The organism is Eggerthella timonensis (assembly GCF_900184265.1).
Classification (GTDB): Bacteria; Actinomycetota; Coriobacteriia; order Coriobacteriales; family Eggerthellaceae; genus Eggerthella; species Eggerthella timonensis.
In genome coordinates, this window is record NZ_FXXA01000002.1 from 410,504 (window position 1) to 425,069 (window position 14,566).

Here is a 14,566-nt window from a genome sequence, read left to right on the forward strand (position 1 = left end):
CTACAGCTTCTCGATGGCGACGGTGCAGTCGAAGTACGCCTGGTTCGAGCAGAACGGATTGCCTTCCTTGGTGAACAGCTCGGTGAAGCTGCCCTCGATGAACTCCTTGGCTTCCCAACCCTTCGGACACGTCGCCATGCCCTCAGGCAAACCGGGGTTGATCTGGGCCGTCAGCACCACGGAACCCAGCTCGTTGTACGCCCGCACGCGGTCGCCCGTCGCGATGCCGTACGTCGCGGCGTCGGCGGGGCTCAGCTTGATGAAGGGTTCCGTGTCGATCTCCTTGAGCATGGTCGCCTCGAACCACTGAGTGTGGGTGCGGAAGCGGCTGTGCTCCGAAAGCAGCTGGATGGGATACGTCTCGCGACGCGCCTCGTCGCCCACCTGCAACGCCGGCTCCCAGTACGCCAGATGCTCTTTAGCCAGGTCCCAGCCCTCGGTGTAGGGGTTGCTGCCCACCGGGTTCTCCACATACAGCTCGGCAAGCTTACTGGTGGTGGCGAACACGCCGCCCTCGCCGTACACGTACGCCTCGCCCTCTTTGCCCGCCTGGCGCACGGCCTTCTTCTCGCGCAGCGTGGCCAAGTCGGCGCCCAGGGCCTGCGCCTGCTTCGTTTGGAACACCTGCTCGATGTACTCTTCGGTCGTGATCTTGAACAGGTCGCCGCAACCGACGCGGTCCGCCAAATCGTTGAAGATGTCGATGTCGGCGCGGCTCTCGAATGCGGGCTCGATGGCCTTCTCCTGCAACAGCGCGAAGGGATGCGTCGCGTACGACACGAACACGTCCTCCTTCTCGAACCAGTGCGCCACGGGAAGCACGATGTCGCAGTAGCGCATGGTGTCGGTCATCAGCATGTCGGCGCCCACGAGGAACTCGCAGCGGTTCATCCAGCTGAGCGTGTCGTTGCGGTCGGCCATGTTGGTGACGGCGTTCGTGTGGCTGAACATGGCCATCTTGAGGTTGAACGGCTGGCCTGCGTACTCTCCCTCGTCGAACGCCTTGGTCAGGAACGGCGCGTTGTACTTCGCCGCCTGGCCCGGAGCGCCTTCCGGCGAGGCGAGCACCGCGTTGCCCAGGCCCGAGCCGAGGCATTCCTGGAAGCCGCAGAACGCGCCCGCCTTGCCCACGTTGCCCGTGAGGATGGCCAGCGTGCCTACGCATCCCTGGCTCCAATGCCCGTTCCAATAATGGTCGAGACCGAAGAACGTGTAGATGCTCGCCGGCGTGTTGCGTGCGTACTGCTCGGCCACGTCTTTGATGAGATCTTCGGACACGCCGGAAATCTCGGCGGCCTTGCTCACCGGATACTCGGCGATGCGGTCGAGCAGCAGCTGGTAGGCGGTGGACACCTTGATGCCTTCGACCTCGAACGAGCCTTCCAGCTCGGGGTCGGCCACCTCTCCCACGAGGACCGGCGTGCCATCCTTGCCCATGACCAGGGACGTTGCAGCGTTCTTAGCGTCGTCGGCCGACGGCTGCGAGCCGTCGAGGTCCGCCTGGCGCAGGAACTTGCCGTCGGACTCCTTCACCAGGCAAGCCGCCACGCTGTGCTCGCGCAGGAAATCGAGGTCCTGCCAGCCCTGCTCGACGATGTAGTTCATCATGCCCAGCGCCAGAGCGCCGTCGGTGCCCGGCTTCACCGGCACCCACTCGTCGCAACGCGCGGCCGTCTGGCTGAACATCGGGTCGATGGCGATGAGCTTCGTGCCGTTGTCGCGCGCCTCCATGAGAAAGTGCATATTCTGGATCTGGCTGATGGCCGGGTTCGCGCCCCAGATGAGGATGGTCTTGGCGTTCATCATATCGGCCGGCTCGTTGCCTGTGGAGTAGTAGCCCATGCCCAACAGGCGGCTCGTCGCGAAGTTAGCGGCCGCATCCACCGTCTGGTTGAGGTATGCGATGCCCGAAGCTGCCAGGAAGCGGCTGGTCACCCCTCCGACGGACATGCCGTTCACCAGGCCGTAGTTGCCCGAACCTGTGAACAAGCCCACCGATGCGGGGCCGAACTCCTTCACGTAGCCGTTCCACTTCTCGGCGATCTCGTCGAGGGCCTCGTCCCAGCTGATGCGCTCCCACTCGTCGGCGCCGCGCTCGCCGGAGCGACGCAGCGGGTACTTCAAGCGCTCGTCGCTGTAGATACGGTGCGGATGGCTGAGGCCCTTCATGCAGATGCGGTTGTACTGCGGATCGGGCATCTCGCGCATGGACGTGCGCACCACCTGACCGTCACGCACGTGCACGTTGAGGAAGCAGCCGCCGGCGCAGTTGCCGCGGCAGACGCCGGAGAAGATTTGCGTCTCGGGAACCTCCTGCTTCGCGTCGGTTTCCTCGAGGTTCTTGGTTTGAGGGCTGCAACCCACCAGCGCGCCCGCTGCCGTCAGCGCCGCCGCACCCTTGATGAAGCTCCTGCGGGTGAAACCATGCGTCGAATGATCAGCCATGTGTTCTCCTCTCGTCCCATCGGCCATAGGCCAATCGAATCTCGCTCTTCGGGAAAGGGATCGAGGGAGGGATACGGCCCTTCCCCGAAGAGCGAGCGGAAAAGCCGCATCTCCCCTGGGCTTCTCACTGGTTCCACTCTACGGAGCAGACAAGGTTATTGCGATAAATGGGATATAAGTTTTGGGTTAAGAAGTTGTTAACCGGATATTAACGATGCAGGTCATCAGCCATTTTGTAGCCGACGCGCTGGACGGTGAGCAGGTACTTGGGCTCGGAGGGGTTCTCCTCGATCTTCTCGCGGATCTTGCGCACGAACACGGTGATGTTGTTCGTGGGCTTGCAGTCAGCGTCGGACTCGCCCCAGATGTACTCCTGGATCTGGCTGCGCGTGAACACCTTGCCGGGATGCGCCGCTAGAAACGCCACGATCTCGAACTCCTTCGTGGTGAGCGCCACCGGCTTTCCCTTCACGCGTACCTCGTACTCGCCGAACCGCACCTCCAAGTCGCCGATGCGGGCCACACCCTCGCGGTTGCGGCAGCGGGCGAAGTCGATGGTGTCCTTGTGTCGGCGGATGTTCGCCTCGATGCGCAACAGCAGCTCGGTGGAGTCGAACGGCTTGGTGACGTAGTCGTCGCCGCCGGATCGGAAGCCGATGCTCTTGTCTACGATGTCGCACTTCGCCGAAAGGAAGATCACCGGGATACGACGACCCTGTTCGCGGATGCGCGCGCAGAGGTCGAAGCCGTTCGTGCCCGGCAGCATCACGTCAAGCAACAGCAGGTCGGGGTGCTCCTCCGCCAGCACCTCCAGCCCGCGCTCCGCGTCTTTCGCGCCGCAGAACGCGTAGCCGTTCGACACCAGCAGGTGCTCGATGGCTTGCTGCAGGTTGTCTTCGTCGTCGATGAGCATGACCTTATACATCGTCTTCTCCCTCTATCTCGCCCACGATCGAATCCTCCGGAATGGTGATGACGAACGTGCTGCCGGCACCCAGCTCGCTCGACACCGACACGGAGAATCCCTGCATGTCGCCGTACTCTCGCACGAGCGCCAGCCCCAGGCCGCTGCCGTTGTATTTGCGCGTGGATGTGCTGTCCACCTGCACGAACCGCTCGAAGATGCGCGCTTGGTCCTCGGGTGCGATACCGATGCCGTCGTCCGCCATCGACAGCGTTACCGTCCGCGCGCCGGCGTCGTACGCCACGCGCAGCTCCACCGACCCGCCGTCGGGCGTGAACTTGATGGCATTGCTGGCCAGGTTCTCCAGCATGCGCGTGGTTTTCTCGTAGTCGCCGTTCACCAGGGGCACGTCCGACGCCACCTTCGTGCGGAACGAAACCTCGTACTTGCGCGCGAGCGGCGCCATGGTGGCCTTCACCGATGCCGCCACGTCACCAAGATCCATCGGTTCGCAGGTCGCCTTCATGCTGCCGGCGTCCGAGCGCGCGATGTCAAGCATGTTGTTGATCATGTTGAGCAGGATCTGGCTGTTCTTCTCGATTTCCTCCCACGAACGGCGATCGTGCTCGTTCGCCGGGTCGCACGCCTCCCGCGAGATCTGAGCGAACGTGATGATGGACGTGAGCGGCGTGCGCAGCTCATGGTTCACCATGCTCAGCAGGTCGGACTTGAATTGCGTCTCCTGCGCCAGGTCGGCGTTCAGCTGCTCCAGCTTGTCGCGCTGGCGCTCCAACAGCGCATTCGCCTCGCGCAGATCAACGGTGCGCTCCTGCACCTGCGACTCGAGGTGCTCGTACATGCCGCGCAGCTCGGCCGCCATGTCGTTGAAACCGGTGATGAGACGGCGCACTTCCTTGGCTGCGAAACGCTGGCTGATTGATGCGCCCAGGCGACCCTGCTTCAACTCGCCGAACGCCACGTGCATGCCGCCCAGAGGCCGCAGCACGAACACCGTGGTCACCACGTAAATGACCAGGCCGATGAACACGGTGATCATGAAGAAGTACGCCACATCGCGGATGACGTTGTCGCGCATGGCCTCCTGCTGCTGATCGAGGGGAATCACGATGCTGATGGCGCCGCCTACCGAGGCGAGGGTCCAGCCCTCCTTCGCATGATCGGTGATGTCGAGCTCTCCCACGGGATCGCCGTGACATTCGAGGCATCCGTTGTCCACCTCAAGCGCTTGCAGGTAGCGGAACCGATCTTCGCCCTGGTAGGAGGCGACGCCGTAGTATTCGGTCACCGAACGATCGGCGTAGAACGCATTGAGCGCTTCGGTCTCGAACTCGTCGGGGATATCCTGTTCGCTGCGAGGGTTGAAGTTCGTGTAGCGGATGGCGTAATCGCTGCCGGCGGAGAACAGCCTGCCGATGCTCTTGCCCACCACCGAGCAATGCAGTCCCTTGAACTCGTACACGCCGTCCGACGTGTTGTTGATGACGTTCTGCGAGTTGTCCATGAACTGCCAAACCGCGTCCATTTCGCGCGCGAACGTGCGCGCCTCCTCCAGCATGGCTTGCTCGGTTTGCTTCTGCTGCGAATAGAGGTCGAACGCGACGAACGCGAAAAACGACACGGCGAATACCGCCGTCAACGCAGCCAGATAGATGGTTTTCAGGCTGAAAGCATGTTTCCCCATGAGCATCCCCCGCGCCGCCCTCTCGTCCGCATTCGCAGCGCGTTTCAACCGTACCACAACGTCTTACCGGGCGCAAAAAGCGTTTTATCTGGGAGAATGCCCACCCTTTCATCAGAACATCAGGTTAAATGGACTCGACTGATCATGGTAGAGTCCGCGAAAAACTTTTGCGCAAGCTTGTCCGAACGGCAATCCTATCGCTCGCCGTACAACGTGCGATCCCCGTCGATCGCCTCTCGCAGGCACTGTTTCGTCCATGCGATCGCGCGCCGAATTCCATGTGGGCTACAAGAACGGCCTGCCCGTCACCGAAGCCGAACGGGAAGCGGCGAAAGCCTAACCTGCACCCTGCGCGCCGATGAGCCCCTGCTTGCATGCGAAGGACGCCGTCCCGTAGGCGGCGTCCTTTCTTATCAGCTATCGTTTCCTACGCGCGCCTTTGCGAGGAGCTTTGCCGCGATCGGAAGCCTTTTCGCCGCGCATGCGGCGCGCCTCTTCGCGACGGGCGCGCAAATCCTTCGTCTCGCGGCGAAGCGCCTGATAGGACGCGAAACGCTCCTCGCTGAGCTCGCCGGATTCAACGGCGGCGCGCACGGCGCACCCCGGCTCGTCCTCATGGTCGCAGTCGCGGAAGCGGCAGCGCTCAGCCACCTCCTCGATGTCGGCAAACGCAGCGCCGATGCCGGCGTCGGCCTCCCACAGCCCCAGGCCGCGCACGCCGGGCATGTCCATGATGAAGCCGCCGCCGGGAATGGCCACCATCTCGCGGCTCACCGTGGTGTGCCGTCCCTTTCCGTCTTCGCGCACGGGGGTGGTTTCCTGCAGTTCGTGGCCCACCAACATGTTCACCAGGCTCGACTTCCCCACGCCGCTCTTGCCGATCAGCACGGCCGTCGTGTTCGGCGGCACCAGCGCGCGCACGGCTTCCACGCTGGCCGAATCGTCGGCCGACACGATGATCGTCTGCACGTCGGGACCCGCCAGCGCGCGCACGCGGTCGCGCACCGCTTCCACCTCGGCGTCGCTTTCGGCAAGGTCGGCCTTCGTCAGCACCACGGTCACCGCCGCGCCCGTCTCGTACGCCAGCACCAGCTCGCGCTCGAGGCGCCGCACGTTCACGTCGGACAGCGGTTGGGCCACGAACACGCGGTCGAAGTTCGCGGCCAGCACCTGCGGCAACGCGCGCTCGGTGGGATCTTTGCGCACGAAAGCGCGCGAGCGCGGCACGATGCTTTCGATGATGCCCTTGTCGTGCCCCTCGGGCACGGTCACCTCCACGAAGTCGCCGATCACGGCACGCACTTCCTCGCCCTTCACCAGCGCGGTGGCGTGCTCGCAGCGCACGAACTCCCCTTCGTCGGTGCGCACGAGCGGGTACCCGCGATCAAGCTTGACGACCTGGCCTGTACGCAAAAGCCCTCCTTCTATCTACCTCGCAGAACGGTGCGCCTACCGCTGCCGTTCCCTCAACCAGTAAAACACGCCCAGCAGCACGAGGCCCGCGACGACCGCGATGATGCCGGGCACGAACGCGCGGAAGTCGAACGTGTCGGGGTGCTGCTCGCCCGGCGCGACCACGGTCACCGCTTCCGCGTGGAGATCGCTCAGACCCTCGTGGTCGGCGCACACGAGATGAAACGTGCCGCGCACTTGCAGCGTAGTGCCCGTCGTGCCGTACTTGCCGAACGTGTCGATTTTCGCTGCCGACTCGTTGCTCATGTATACCGAGATCGTCGCGGAGTCGCCCTGAGAAGAGAGGGTGATCCACTGGTGGCGGCCGGACACGCCGGCGCGAATGCTGTCGCCGATCACCTCGCCCGTCACCTGGACGGTTTGGTTGTCGTAGTAGGCATCGGCGCCGCTGAGGTCGATGATGGACGTGTCGTAGATGAACGAGCTGTCGGGCAGCTGCTGCGTGTTCACCGCATTGTCGCCCTCTGCGGGCTCGTCGGCGTACGCCGCGACCGACAGCGCGAGCACCAGGCACAGCGCCGCGGCAAGGCCTGCGAACCATGGTATGCGACGAAGCCTCGGCCTCATGCCTTCAACACCCGCCTTTTCGGATTCAGCGACACGATGATCTCGACCACGAGGGCCAGCAGCGTGACGAACTCGAGACGGCCGGCCCACATCTGCGCGATGTAGAACAGCTCGAGCGACGCGGGCATGCCGGGAGACGACAGGCCCGACGACACGCCGCCGTTGCTGGCCATGGCCACCGATTCGAAGATAGCCTGCGGCGCCTCGTAACCGTGCGCAATGCCCACGAGCGTGCCAACCGCGTACGTAGCCACGTACAGCACGAACACCGTCATGGCCTCCTTCACGATCTCGGGCGACAGGATGCGGCGCCCCACGTGGTTGTAGGACACCACGACGCGCGCGCTGTCGGGCGCAAGAGCCTCCTTGATGGTGGCGATGATCGACTTCATGATGACGCCCATGCGGCTGAACTTCAAACCGCCAGACGTGGATCCGCCGCTGCCGCCGACGGCCATGAGGATGGCCAGCACGAAGAACGCGCCCGACGAAAGCGCCGTGGTCAGCTCGTTGGTGGTGATGTTCTGGAAGCCGGTGGTCGAAAACGCCGAGATCACCATGAACAGTCCGCGGCGCAGCATGGCGGGCAGGCTGGAGAACTCGGGGCTGGCGCTGAGCGATGCCGCCAGTACGCACGTCATCACGGCAAGCCACAGCACCATCGTGCGAATCTCGAGGTCGCGGAAGAACACTTCCACGTGGCCTTTCCACACTTCAGAATGCAGCACGAAGTTGATGGAGCCCAGCAGCATGAGCAGCATGAGCACGATCTCGAGCGGGAACGAATGATAGTACATGACGCTTTGGCTCATAGGCGCGAAACCGCCCGTGGTAAAGCCCGAGATGGCGAGCCAAAGGGATTGCAGGAACGCGCGCAACGGCTCCATGCCGATGAACAGGCACACCGCAGTCAGGATGACTGTGGCGACGAAGATCATTCCCATGCCGATCTTCGCGATGAACTGCGTGGTCTGCACGACGTTCGGCACCACGTGCTCGCTGCGGCCCTCCGACATGTACAAGCTGGCGCCCGCGCGCTTGCCGAACAACCCGAACGACAGCGCCACCACGATGAGGCCGAAACCGCCCAGCAGGTGCATCATGAAACGCCACATGTTATCGGCGTTCGAGAGGTGATCGAGGTCGACGATGATGCTGGCACCCGTAGTGGTCAGGCCCGACACACCGTCGAACAGCGCGTCGAGGTAGCTGAGGTAATGGCCGGAGAGGTACAGCGGAATGGATGCGACGAACGCGAGCACGATCCACGCGAAACCCGTGACGGCAAGCGCCTGTTGCCGGTTGAGGCGGCCCGGATCGATGCGCAGGTAGCGCAGCGCGGAGCCGAGGATAAGCGAGATGCCGATGGTCAGCAGATAGTGCGTCGCCGGCACCCACTCACCGCATGCGATGGCCGTGATGAACGGCACCAGCAGCGCCAAGCTGGAGAACAGGATGAGCACGCCGAGGTAATGGCCGATGACCCGGACATCGTACAATGTGAACCGTTGCCACATTAACCCAGCACGATCCTAACCAGGATGATCAGCGTCCACAGCAGCAGCAAGAAGCATGCGAGCGACAGCAGCACCACGCCGTAGCCCAGCAGCGGCGTCTCGATGATCTGTCGGATGTCCATGTTTCTTTTACGCATGCGGGTATTCTAGTACAAATGACCGCTCCGCGATACGCAGGACGAAGCAACAGACACAATGACGATGACTTGGATCTACGGGCGGGAATCGGGGAGGACGGCACCCCCGGTCTACCGTTCGACGTTTCCCATAATAAAGTTTACACACGTAGCTATCTAAGCACACACGAGCAGGGTATAATCCCACCATTCTTTTGATCACACGATCAAAAGTACGATGAGGGACGAGAAAGGGAAGATCATGGCTCCTGAAAACGACATCGACTACTCGTTGTCGCGCGTTCCTGATGAAGCGAAACAGCCGTTTTGGCGGATTCTTTTCATCAGGATCGGCGCGATCTGCTGCGTATCCCAGCTCATGCTGGGCGCGGCGCTCGGCTACGGCTTGACGTTCTGGGACGCCTTCCTGGCAACCATGCTCGGCTCGGTGCTGCTGCAGGTGGTCAGCTGGGCGCTCGGCACGGCAGCCGCGCGCGAAGGCCTGTCCACCAGCCTGCTGTCCCGTTGGGCCGGCTTCGGCAAGGTGGGCTCGGCGCTGTTCGGCGGCGTCGTCGCCATCTCCATGGTGGGCTGGTTCGGCGTGCAGAACGCGGTGTTCGGCCAGGGCATGGCCGAGATCGTCCCGTTCACCGACTTCATCGGTACGCAGGAGATCATGCCGGGGATCATGCCCGGCATCACGCCCGAGTACATCCTCTGGGCCGTCATCACGGGCCTCGGCATCACGCTGCTCGTGGTGTTCGGCATCAAGGCCATCGCGAACTTCGCCACGGTGTTCGTGCCGCTGTTCGTGATCGTGGTCGTGGTAGCCGCGGCCATCATCCTGCAAGATCACACCATCACCGAGCTTCTGACCACGGCGCCTCCGGGACCGGCGCTGACGCTGGGAGCGGCAACCACCATGGTGGCCGGCGGCTTCATCGCCGGCGCCATCTGCACGCCCGACTATGCGCGCTTCCTGAAGAACGGCACCCAGGTGTTCTGGATGACGCTCATCGGCACGTTCGTGGGCGAGCTGGGCATGAACCTGCTGGCCGTGCTGCTGGCGCACGCCATGGGCACCGAGAACATCGTCGACATCATGATGGGCACCTCGGGCATCATCGGCGTCATCATCGTGGTGGCTTCCACGGTGAAGCTGAACGACATCAACCTGTACTCGTCCAGCCTGGGCTTGGCCACCATGATCAACGCGCTGTTCAACAAAGCGCTCAGCCGCAACGGCCTCGTGTGGGCGCTCGGCATCGTGGGCACGCTGCTGTCGGTCATCGGCATCATCAACTACTTCACCAACTTCCTCACCTTGCTCGGCGTGGCCATTCCGCCTGTCGCCGGCATCATGGTGGTGGACTACTTCGTGCTGAAGCGCAGCCGCGCCACGCTCGACGCATCGCGCGCCAAGGGCGAACTGCCCGAGAAAGTGGAGAAGTGGAACCCCATCGCCATCGTCTGCTGGATCGCCGGCTTCGCCGTGGGCGAGGTCACCAGCATCATGAACGTCGGCATTCCCGGCCTCAACTCGCTCATCTTGGCCGGCGTGCTGTACTGGGTCGTGATGAAGGTGTACGCATCCATGAAGAAGACGGACACCGTCACGTTCTCCGAAACGGATCAGGTGTTGTAAAGAGGCTGTGCCCTGCGCATTGCCCCGCGCACCCCACAAAGCGAAGCCCCCTATGTTTCACGTGAAACATAGGGGGCTTTTTCGCACCTGCGTTCCCCAAACGGATGTCCCAAAGGGGGACTGTCCCCGTTTGGGACATCTACGGGAGCAGCACCAGGTCGTAGAGATCGGGACGTCGGTCGCGCAGATAGGGGCTGCGCTGGCGATATCCCACGACCTCGTCCAGATCGAGTTCCACATGCAGCACGCCTTCGGCTTCCTCGACCAGCTCGGCGACCACGTGGCCGCGCGGATCGCATACCTTCGTGTGGCCCGGCATGACCAGCTGGTCCTCAACGCCGTAGCGGTTGACGGCCGCGACGAACGCCGTGTTCTCCAACGCGCGGGCGGGCACGTTCACGTCCCACACGTCCATATCCTCCTCGCACCACGCCGACGGGCACAGGATGAGGTCGGCGCCCTGCAGCGCCAGCATCCGCGCCACCTCGGGAAATCCCATGTCGTAGCAGATCATCACGCCGATGCGCCCGAAGTCGGTGTCGAACACGGGGCAATCGCACCCCGAGCGGAAGTAGAAGCGCTCGAGCGCCCACAGGTGCTGCTTGTCATAGGTGCCCATGAGCTCGCCCTGCCGATCGATGATCACCGAGCTGTTGAACGGCACGCCCGCCATGTCGTAGGCAAGCGCGAGGCCCGCCACCACGTAGCAGTTGCCCGCGCGGGCGGCGTCCTGCAACGCACGCACCGTGGGGCCGTCGACCGGCTCGGCCAGCTCGGGCACGTGCGGGCCGACGATGTTCAGCTCGTAACCCGTCGAGAACAGCTCGGGCAGCACCACGAGGTCGGCGCCCTCGGCCGCCGCCTCAGCGATCATGCGGCACGCCTTCTCGGTGTTCGCCGCAGGGTCGCACAACTCGCTCTCGAACTGGATAAGCGCCAGGTGCGCGGGGTGTTTTGCCGCCCTTTGTTTCATTTTGGTCATGAGTTCTCCTTTGCGCTACAAGCCATATCCGTGCATTATCGCACGACGAAGGCGCGACGCGCCTTGCCAGTCGGATCGACGATGGCGGCCGTCGCGCCTACGCCCCTCGATCCACCCTTGTTGAAATCCTGCTTCTGATGCACATCGCAATGGCGGACGATCCGACGATAAGCGAGAACGCCGCAGCTGCAATGAACCATGCTCTTGCGGTGTCCTCGATTGCCCGCCAATCGCCCTGAGCAGCGCACTCGGATAGTATCCAGATGATCGACACGAGCACTGCGAGAGAGCCTACGAGCGAAAGGCACAGCAGAACCAGTCGCGAAAGCATGCTCTTGCATAGAAACGCACCTGCTATCTGCCCAACAATAATTACTCCGGCCAGGATCACGATCAATGCAGAAACGGCAACCATCGACGACACCCCTATCACAGGAACGGACGCCCGGGCACTGCGGTCGACCGCAGCATCGAGCAGTTCCGGCGGTCTGCCGACCGCCGGAACCGAACTACAGCATCAAATCGCCGACGGCTTTGACGCGGATGCACAGCGCGTCGCCGAGGTAGGCCATCGGGATGTCCTCGACGTCGACCACCTCCACGGTGCTGGGGTCGGCGCCGGCTTCGACAGCCTCGTCGCACGCGCGCTGCTTCGATTCGGCAAGCGCCTGGTCGCGCGGCGTCTCGGCCATCGAGAACACCTTGGCGATCTGGCCGGACACCTGCGCGATGGCCGAGCCCACGGCGTTCGCCACGCCGAAGTTCTGCGGGCGCAGCACGTTGTTCGAGCCTTCCAGGTGGTCGGGAGCCAGGATGGAGCCACCGCCCACGAGGATGACCGTCACGTCGCCGGCCGAGGTCTTCATCGCGTCCACGGCATCCTCGATGATGCGCGTGATCTCCGCATAGGCCGCATTCACGAGCGCCGGGTCGAGATCGGCCACGAGCGCGGGGTCGCCCACGCCCTCGGCCAGCCCCTTCGCCACCACGATATCGGTTGCGGTCAGCGTGTCGCCGCCGAAGCAGAGCGCCTTCTTCGTGACGAGGTAGCCCACGCTGTCGGGACCCACCGTCACGCGACCGTCGTCGAGACGCCACACGAGCGACCCGCCGCCGAGGCCCACCGACACGAGGTCGGGCATGCGGAAGTTCGTGCGCACGTCGCCGATCTCGACGGCCACCATGCTCTCGCGCGGGAAGCCGTGCGCGAGCACGCCCACGTCGGTGGTGGTGCCGCCGATGTCAACGACCACGGCATCCTTTTCCTGCGTCAGGAACGACGCGCCGCGGATGGAGTTCGTGGGGCCGCAGGCGATGGTGAAGATGGGATAGCGCTTCGCGTAGTCCACGGACATGAGCGTGCCGTCGTTCTGGCCCAGATACACGGCCACGTCGGTGAGGCCCTCGGACGCGAGCGCCGCCTCGAAACTGTCGGCCGTCGTGCGCGCCACGTCGTACAGCGCCGCGTTCAGGATGGACGCGTTCTCGCGCTCGAGGAAGCCAAGCGACCCGATCTCGGACGACAGCGTGATGGGGAAGCCCTCGCCCAGCTCGTCGCGCAGGATGGCGGCGGCGCGCTTCTCGTGCGCGTCGGACACCGGAGAGAACACGCTGGTCACGGCAACGGATTCGAAGCCGTCCTCGCGAACGACCCGCGCCACCCCGCGGATCTCGTCCTCGGAAAGCGGGCTGATCTCGCGGCCGTCGAACTCGTTGCCGCCGTGCACGAGGAAGTCGCGCACGCGCATGGCGTCCTTCAGCTCGTCGGGCCAGTCGGCCATGCAGCTGATGGCCGTCGTGGCCGGCGCACCCACGCGCAGCGCGGCCACCTTGTTGAGGCGCTTGCGCTCGACGATGGCGTTCGTGCAATGCGTGGTGCCCAGCATGGCGAACCCGATGTTCTTCGCTGCTTCGGCGCCGATCTGCGTGATGACCTCGTGCATGGCAGCCTCGATGCCGCCCATGACGTCCTCGGTGGTGGGGCTTTTCGTCGCAGCGACCAGGTTGAGATCGCCGTCGATGATCACAGCGTCGGTATTCGTGCCGCCCACGTCGATACCAAGACGCCAGATACGCTTCTGATCTGCCATTACGCCTGCACCTCCTGCTCGCTTGCCGCCGCCTTCGCCGCCATGCGCTCCTCAACCGGCACGTAATCGATGTCGTAGCCGAACGCGCGCGGGCCCACCACGGACAGGCCCTCGGGCGTGCGCCACTGCGGGGCGCAGGGCATGCCCACCACCACGACGCGGGCGCCGTACTTGAGGCCTTCGGTGGTCACGGGCGCGCCGGACTCCATGTCCAGCGACATGACGAGGTCGGGCGCCGTGGTCACCGGCTCGCCGTCGCGCAGCGCGATGAGGTTCTCGTTCTGGAACTCGATGACCATCCGGCTGCCTTTGTCCTGGTCGAGGCCGTCCACCACGGCCTGGCCGCGCACGAACATGCCGTCGGTCTTGCGCTCGACGTCAACCACCTTGCCGCGGAACAGCCGGAACCCGTTCGTCACGTTCAGCACGGCCTCGATGGGATCGGCGTGCTGCTCGCGCGCCTCACGCAGCGTGCGGCCGATCTCCTCGCACAGCGTGGGCGTGTTGGGGATGCAGTAATCCTTGAGCTGTTTGCCCGTGCACGGATACGACGCGAGGATGGTGTAGCCGCCCATCACCGACGTGGCCTGACGCGAGATGCGCTCGAGCCACGTGTCGTCGATGCCGCGCACCGTCACGGTGTTGCCCTTCTCGTCGGCCAAGACCGCCGGGAGGCCCTGCACGCCGTTGATGCTGAGCGTCACCATTTGCAGCTCGGGGAACGCGCGGCCCATGAGATCGCAGTCCACCACGGGAATCTGACGCGTGGCGGCCAGGATGAACGGGATGGTGGAGTTCACGCCGCCCGCTTCCACCGCGTAGATGGCGTACGGCTCCTGGCCCAGCTCTTTCACCAGCTCGTCGTACGTGGCCATAGGCTCGAGGCCGCTGCAGATCTTCTCCACCATGATAGTGGGGGCGCCCATCATCTGCGACACGCATACCATCGCTTCGTCGGGAACTTCGTCGGGCGTGATCAGCTCGACCTCGCCGTACTTCTTGATGGCCTCGATGGCCATGAGCTTGCCGACGTAGGGGTCGCCGCCCCCGCCCGCGCCGAGGACCGTCGCGCCAAGCGCCATATCCTCGATCTCTTTGATGCCGATTTTCCTTCTCATGATGGAA

At 63.9% G+C, this 14,566-nt stretch carries 11 protein-coding genes; 1 reads left to right on the forward strand and 10 read right to left on the reverse strand.

The genetic code is table 11. The features are described 5' to 3' along the window. The 7 genes from C1A15_RS01800 to C1A15_RS17315 all read right to left on the reverse strand — a co-directional run bounded on the left by C1A15_RS01800 (nt 1) and on the right by C1A15_RS17315 (nt 8,730). Entirely contained in the window at nt 1–2,445 is a 2,445-nt protein-coding gene (locus C1A15_RS01800; protein ID WP_180952962.1) for a molybdopterin-dependent oxidoreductase, read from the reverse strand. A 208-nt stretch (nt 2,446–2,653) separates the two neighbouring features. Continuing rightward, nucleotides 2,654–3,370 (reverse strand): response regulator transcription factor, encoded by a 717-nt coding sequence (locus tag C1A15_RS01805; RefSeq protein ID WP_101720995.1) that lies wholly within the window; start codon nt 3,368–3,370, stop codon nt 2,654–2,656. Beyond that, nucleotides 3,363–5,051 (reverse strand): ATP-binding protein, encoded by a 1,689-nt coding sequence (locus C1A15_RS01810; protein WP_101723648.1) that lies wholly within the window; start codon nt 5,049–5,051, stop codon nt 3,363–3,365. The genes C1A15_RS01805 and C1A15_RS01810 overlap by 8 nt, the downstream gene beginning before the upstream one ends. Before the next feature lie 417 nt (nt 5,052–5,468). Continuing rightward, on the reverse strand, nt 5,469–6,464 hold the full coding sequence (gene rsgA / locus C1A15_RS01815) for a ribosome small subunit-dependent GTPase A (RefSeq protein ID WP_101720996.1): 996 nt from the start codon (nt 6,462–6,464) through the stop codon (nt 5,469–5,471). 36 nt (nt 6,465–6,500) lie between these two features. Continuing rightward, on the reverse strand, nt 6,501–7,091 hold the full coding sequence (locus C1A15_RS01820; RefSeq protein ID WP_245864872.1) for a hydrolase: 591 nt from the start codon (nt 7,089–7,091) through the stop codon (nt 6,501–6,503). Further along, nucleotides 7,088–8,608 (reverse strand): TrkH family potassium uptake protein, encoded by a 1,521-nt coding sequence (locus C1A15_RS01825; RefSeq protein ID WP_101720997.1) that lies wholly within the window; start codon nt 8,606–8,608, stop codon nt 7,088–7,090. The genes C1A15_RS01820 and C1A15_RS01825 overlap by 4 nt, the downstream gene beginning before the upstream one ends. After that, nucleotides 8,608–8,730: a hypothetical protein gene (locus tag C1A15_RS17315; protein ID WP_281254097.1), complete on the reverse strand. Its 123-nt coding sequence runs from the start codon at nt 8,728–8,730 to the stop codon at nt 8,608–8,610. The genes C1A15_RS01825 and C1A15_RS17315 overlap by 1 nt, the downstream gene beginning before the upstream one ends. A gap of 256 nt (nt 8,731–8,986) precedes the next feature. Between C1A15_RS17315 and C1A15_RS01830 the strand changes: the two genes are divergently transcribed. After that, nucleotides 8,987–10,369 carry a purine-cytosine permease family protein gene (locus tag C1A15_RS01830; RefSeq protein ID WP_101723649.1) on the forward strand — a complete coding sequence of 461 codons (1,383 nt, stop codon included), beginning with the start codon at nt 8,987–8,989 and terminating at the stop codon, nt 10,367–10,369. Nucleotides 10,370–10,508: 139 nt separating this feature from the next. Here C1A15_RS01830 and C1A15_RS01835 read toward each other — a convergent pair whose 3' ends face one another. The 3 genes from C1A15_RS01835 to C1A15_RS01850 form a co-directional block, all read right to left on the reverse strand. After that, nucleotides 10,509–11,351 (reverse strand): nitrilase-related carbon-nitrogen hydrolase, encoded by an 843-nt coding sequence (locus tag C1A15_RS01835; RefSeq protein WP_101720998.1) that lies wholly within the window; start codon nt 11,349–11,351, stop codon nt 10,509–10,511. Between the two features lie 509 nt (nt 11,352–11,860). Then, a complete protein-coding gene (locus tag C1A15_RS01845; protein WP_101721000.1) occupies nt 11,861–13,441 on the reverse strand; it encodes a hydantoinase/oxoprolinase N-terminal domain-containing protein in 1,581 nt (526 codons plus the stop codon). Then, nucleotides 13,441–14,559, reverse strand: coding sequence for an S-methyl thiohydantoin desulfurase family protein (locus C1A15_RS01850; RefSeq protein ID WP_101723650.1), 1,119 nt, complete (start codon nt 14,557–14,559; stop codon nt 13,441–13,443). Before C1A15_RS01850 ends, C1A15_RS01845 begins: the two co-directional genes overlap by 1 nt. Nucleotides 14,560–14,566: the final 7 nt, after the last annotated feature.

Bases quoted from the DNA above. Each gene is read 5' to 3' on its own strand.
- C1A15_RS01830 (WP_101723649.1), top strand. From the start codon at position 8,987: ATGGCTCCTGAAAACGACATCGACTACTCGTTGTCGCGCGTTCCTGAT.
- C1A15_RS01810 (WP_101723648.1), bottom strand. From the start codon at position 5,051: ATGGGGAAACATGCTTTCAGCCTGAAAACCATCTATCTGGCTGCGTTG.
- C1A15_RS01805 (WP_101720995.1), bottom strand. From the start codon at position 3,370: ATGTATAAGGTCATGCTCATCGACGACGAAGACAACCTGCAGCAAGCC.
- C1A15_RS01825 (WP_101720997.1), bottom strand. From the start codon at position 8,608: ATGTGGCAACGGTTCACATTGTACGATGTCCGGGTCATCGGCCATTAC.
- C1A15_RS01800 (WP_180952962.1), bottom strand. From the start codon at position 2,445: ATGGCTGATCATTCGACGCATGGTTTCACCCGCAGGAGCTTCATCAAG.
- C1A15_RS01850 (WP_101723650.1), bottom strand. From the start codon at position 14,559: ATGAGAAGGAAAATCGGCATCAAAGAGATCGAGGATATGGCGCTTGGC.
- C1A15_RS01845 (WP_101721000.1), bottom strand. From the start codon at position 13,441: ATGGCAGATCAGAAGCGTATCTGGCGTCTTGGTATCGACGTGGGCGGC.
- C1A15_RS17315 (WP_281254097.1), bottom strand. From the start codon at position 8,730: ATGGACATCCGACAGATCATCGAGACGCCGCTGCTGGGCTACGGCGTG.
- C1A15_RS01835 (WP_101720998.1), bottom strand. From the start codon at position 11,351: ATGACCAAAATGAAACAAAGGGCGGCAAAACACCCCGCGCACCTGGCG.
- C1A15_RS01820 (WP_245864872.1), bottom strand. From the start codon at position 7,091: ATGAGGCCGAGGCTTCGTCGCATACCATGGTTCGCAGGCCTTGCCGCG.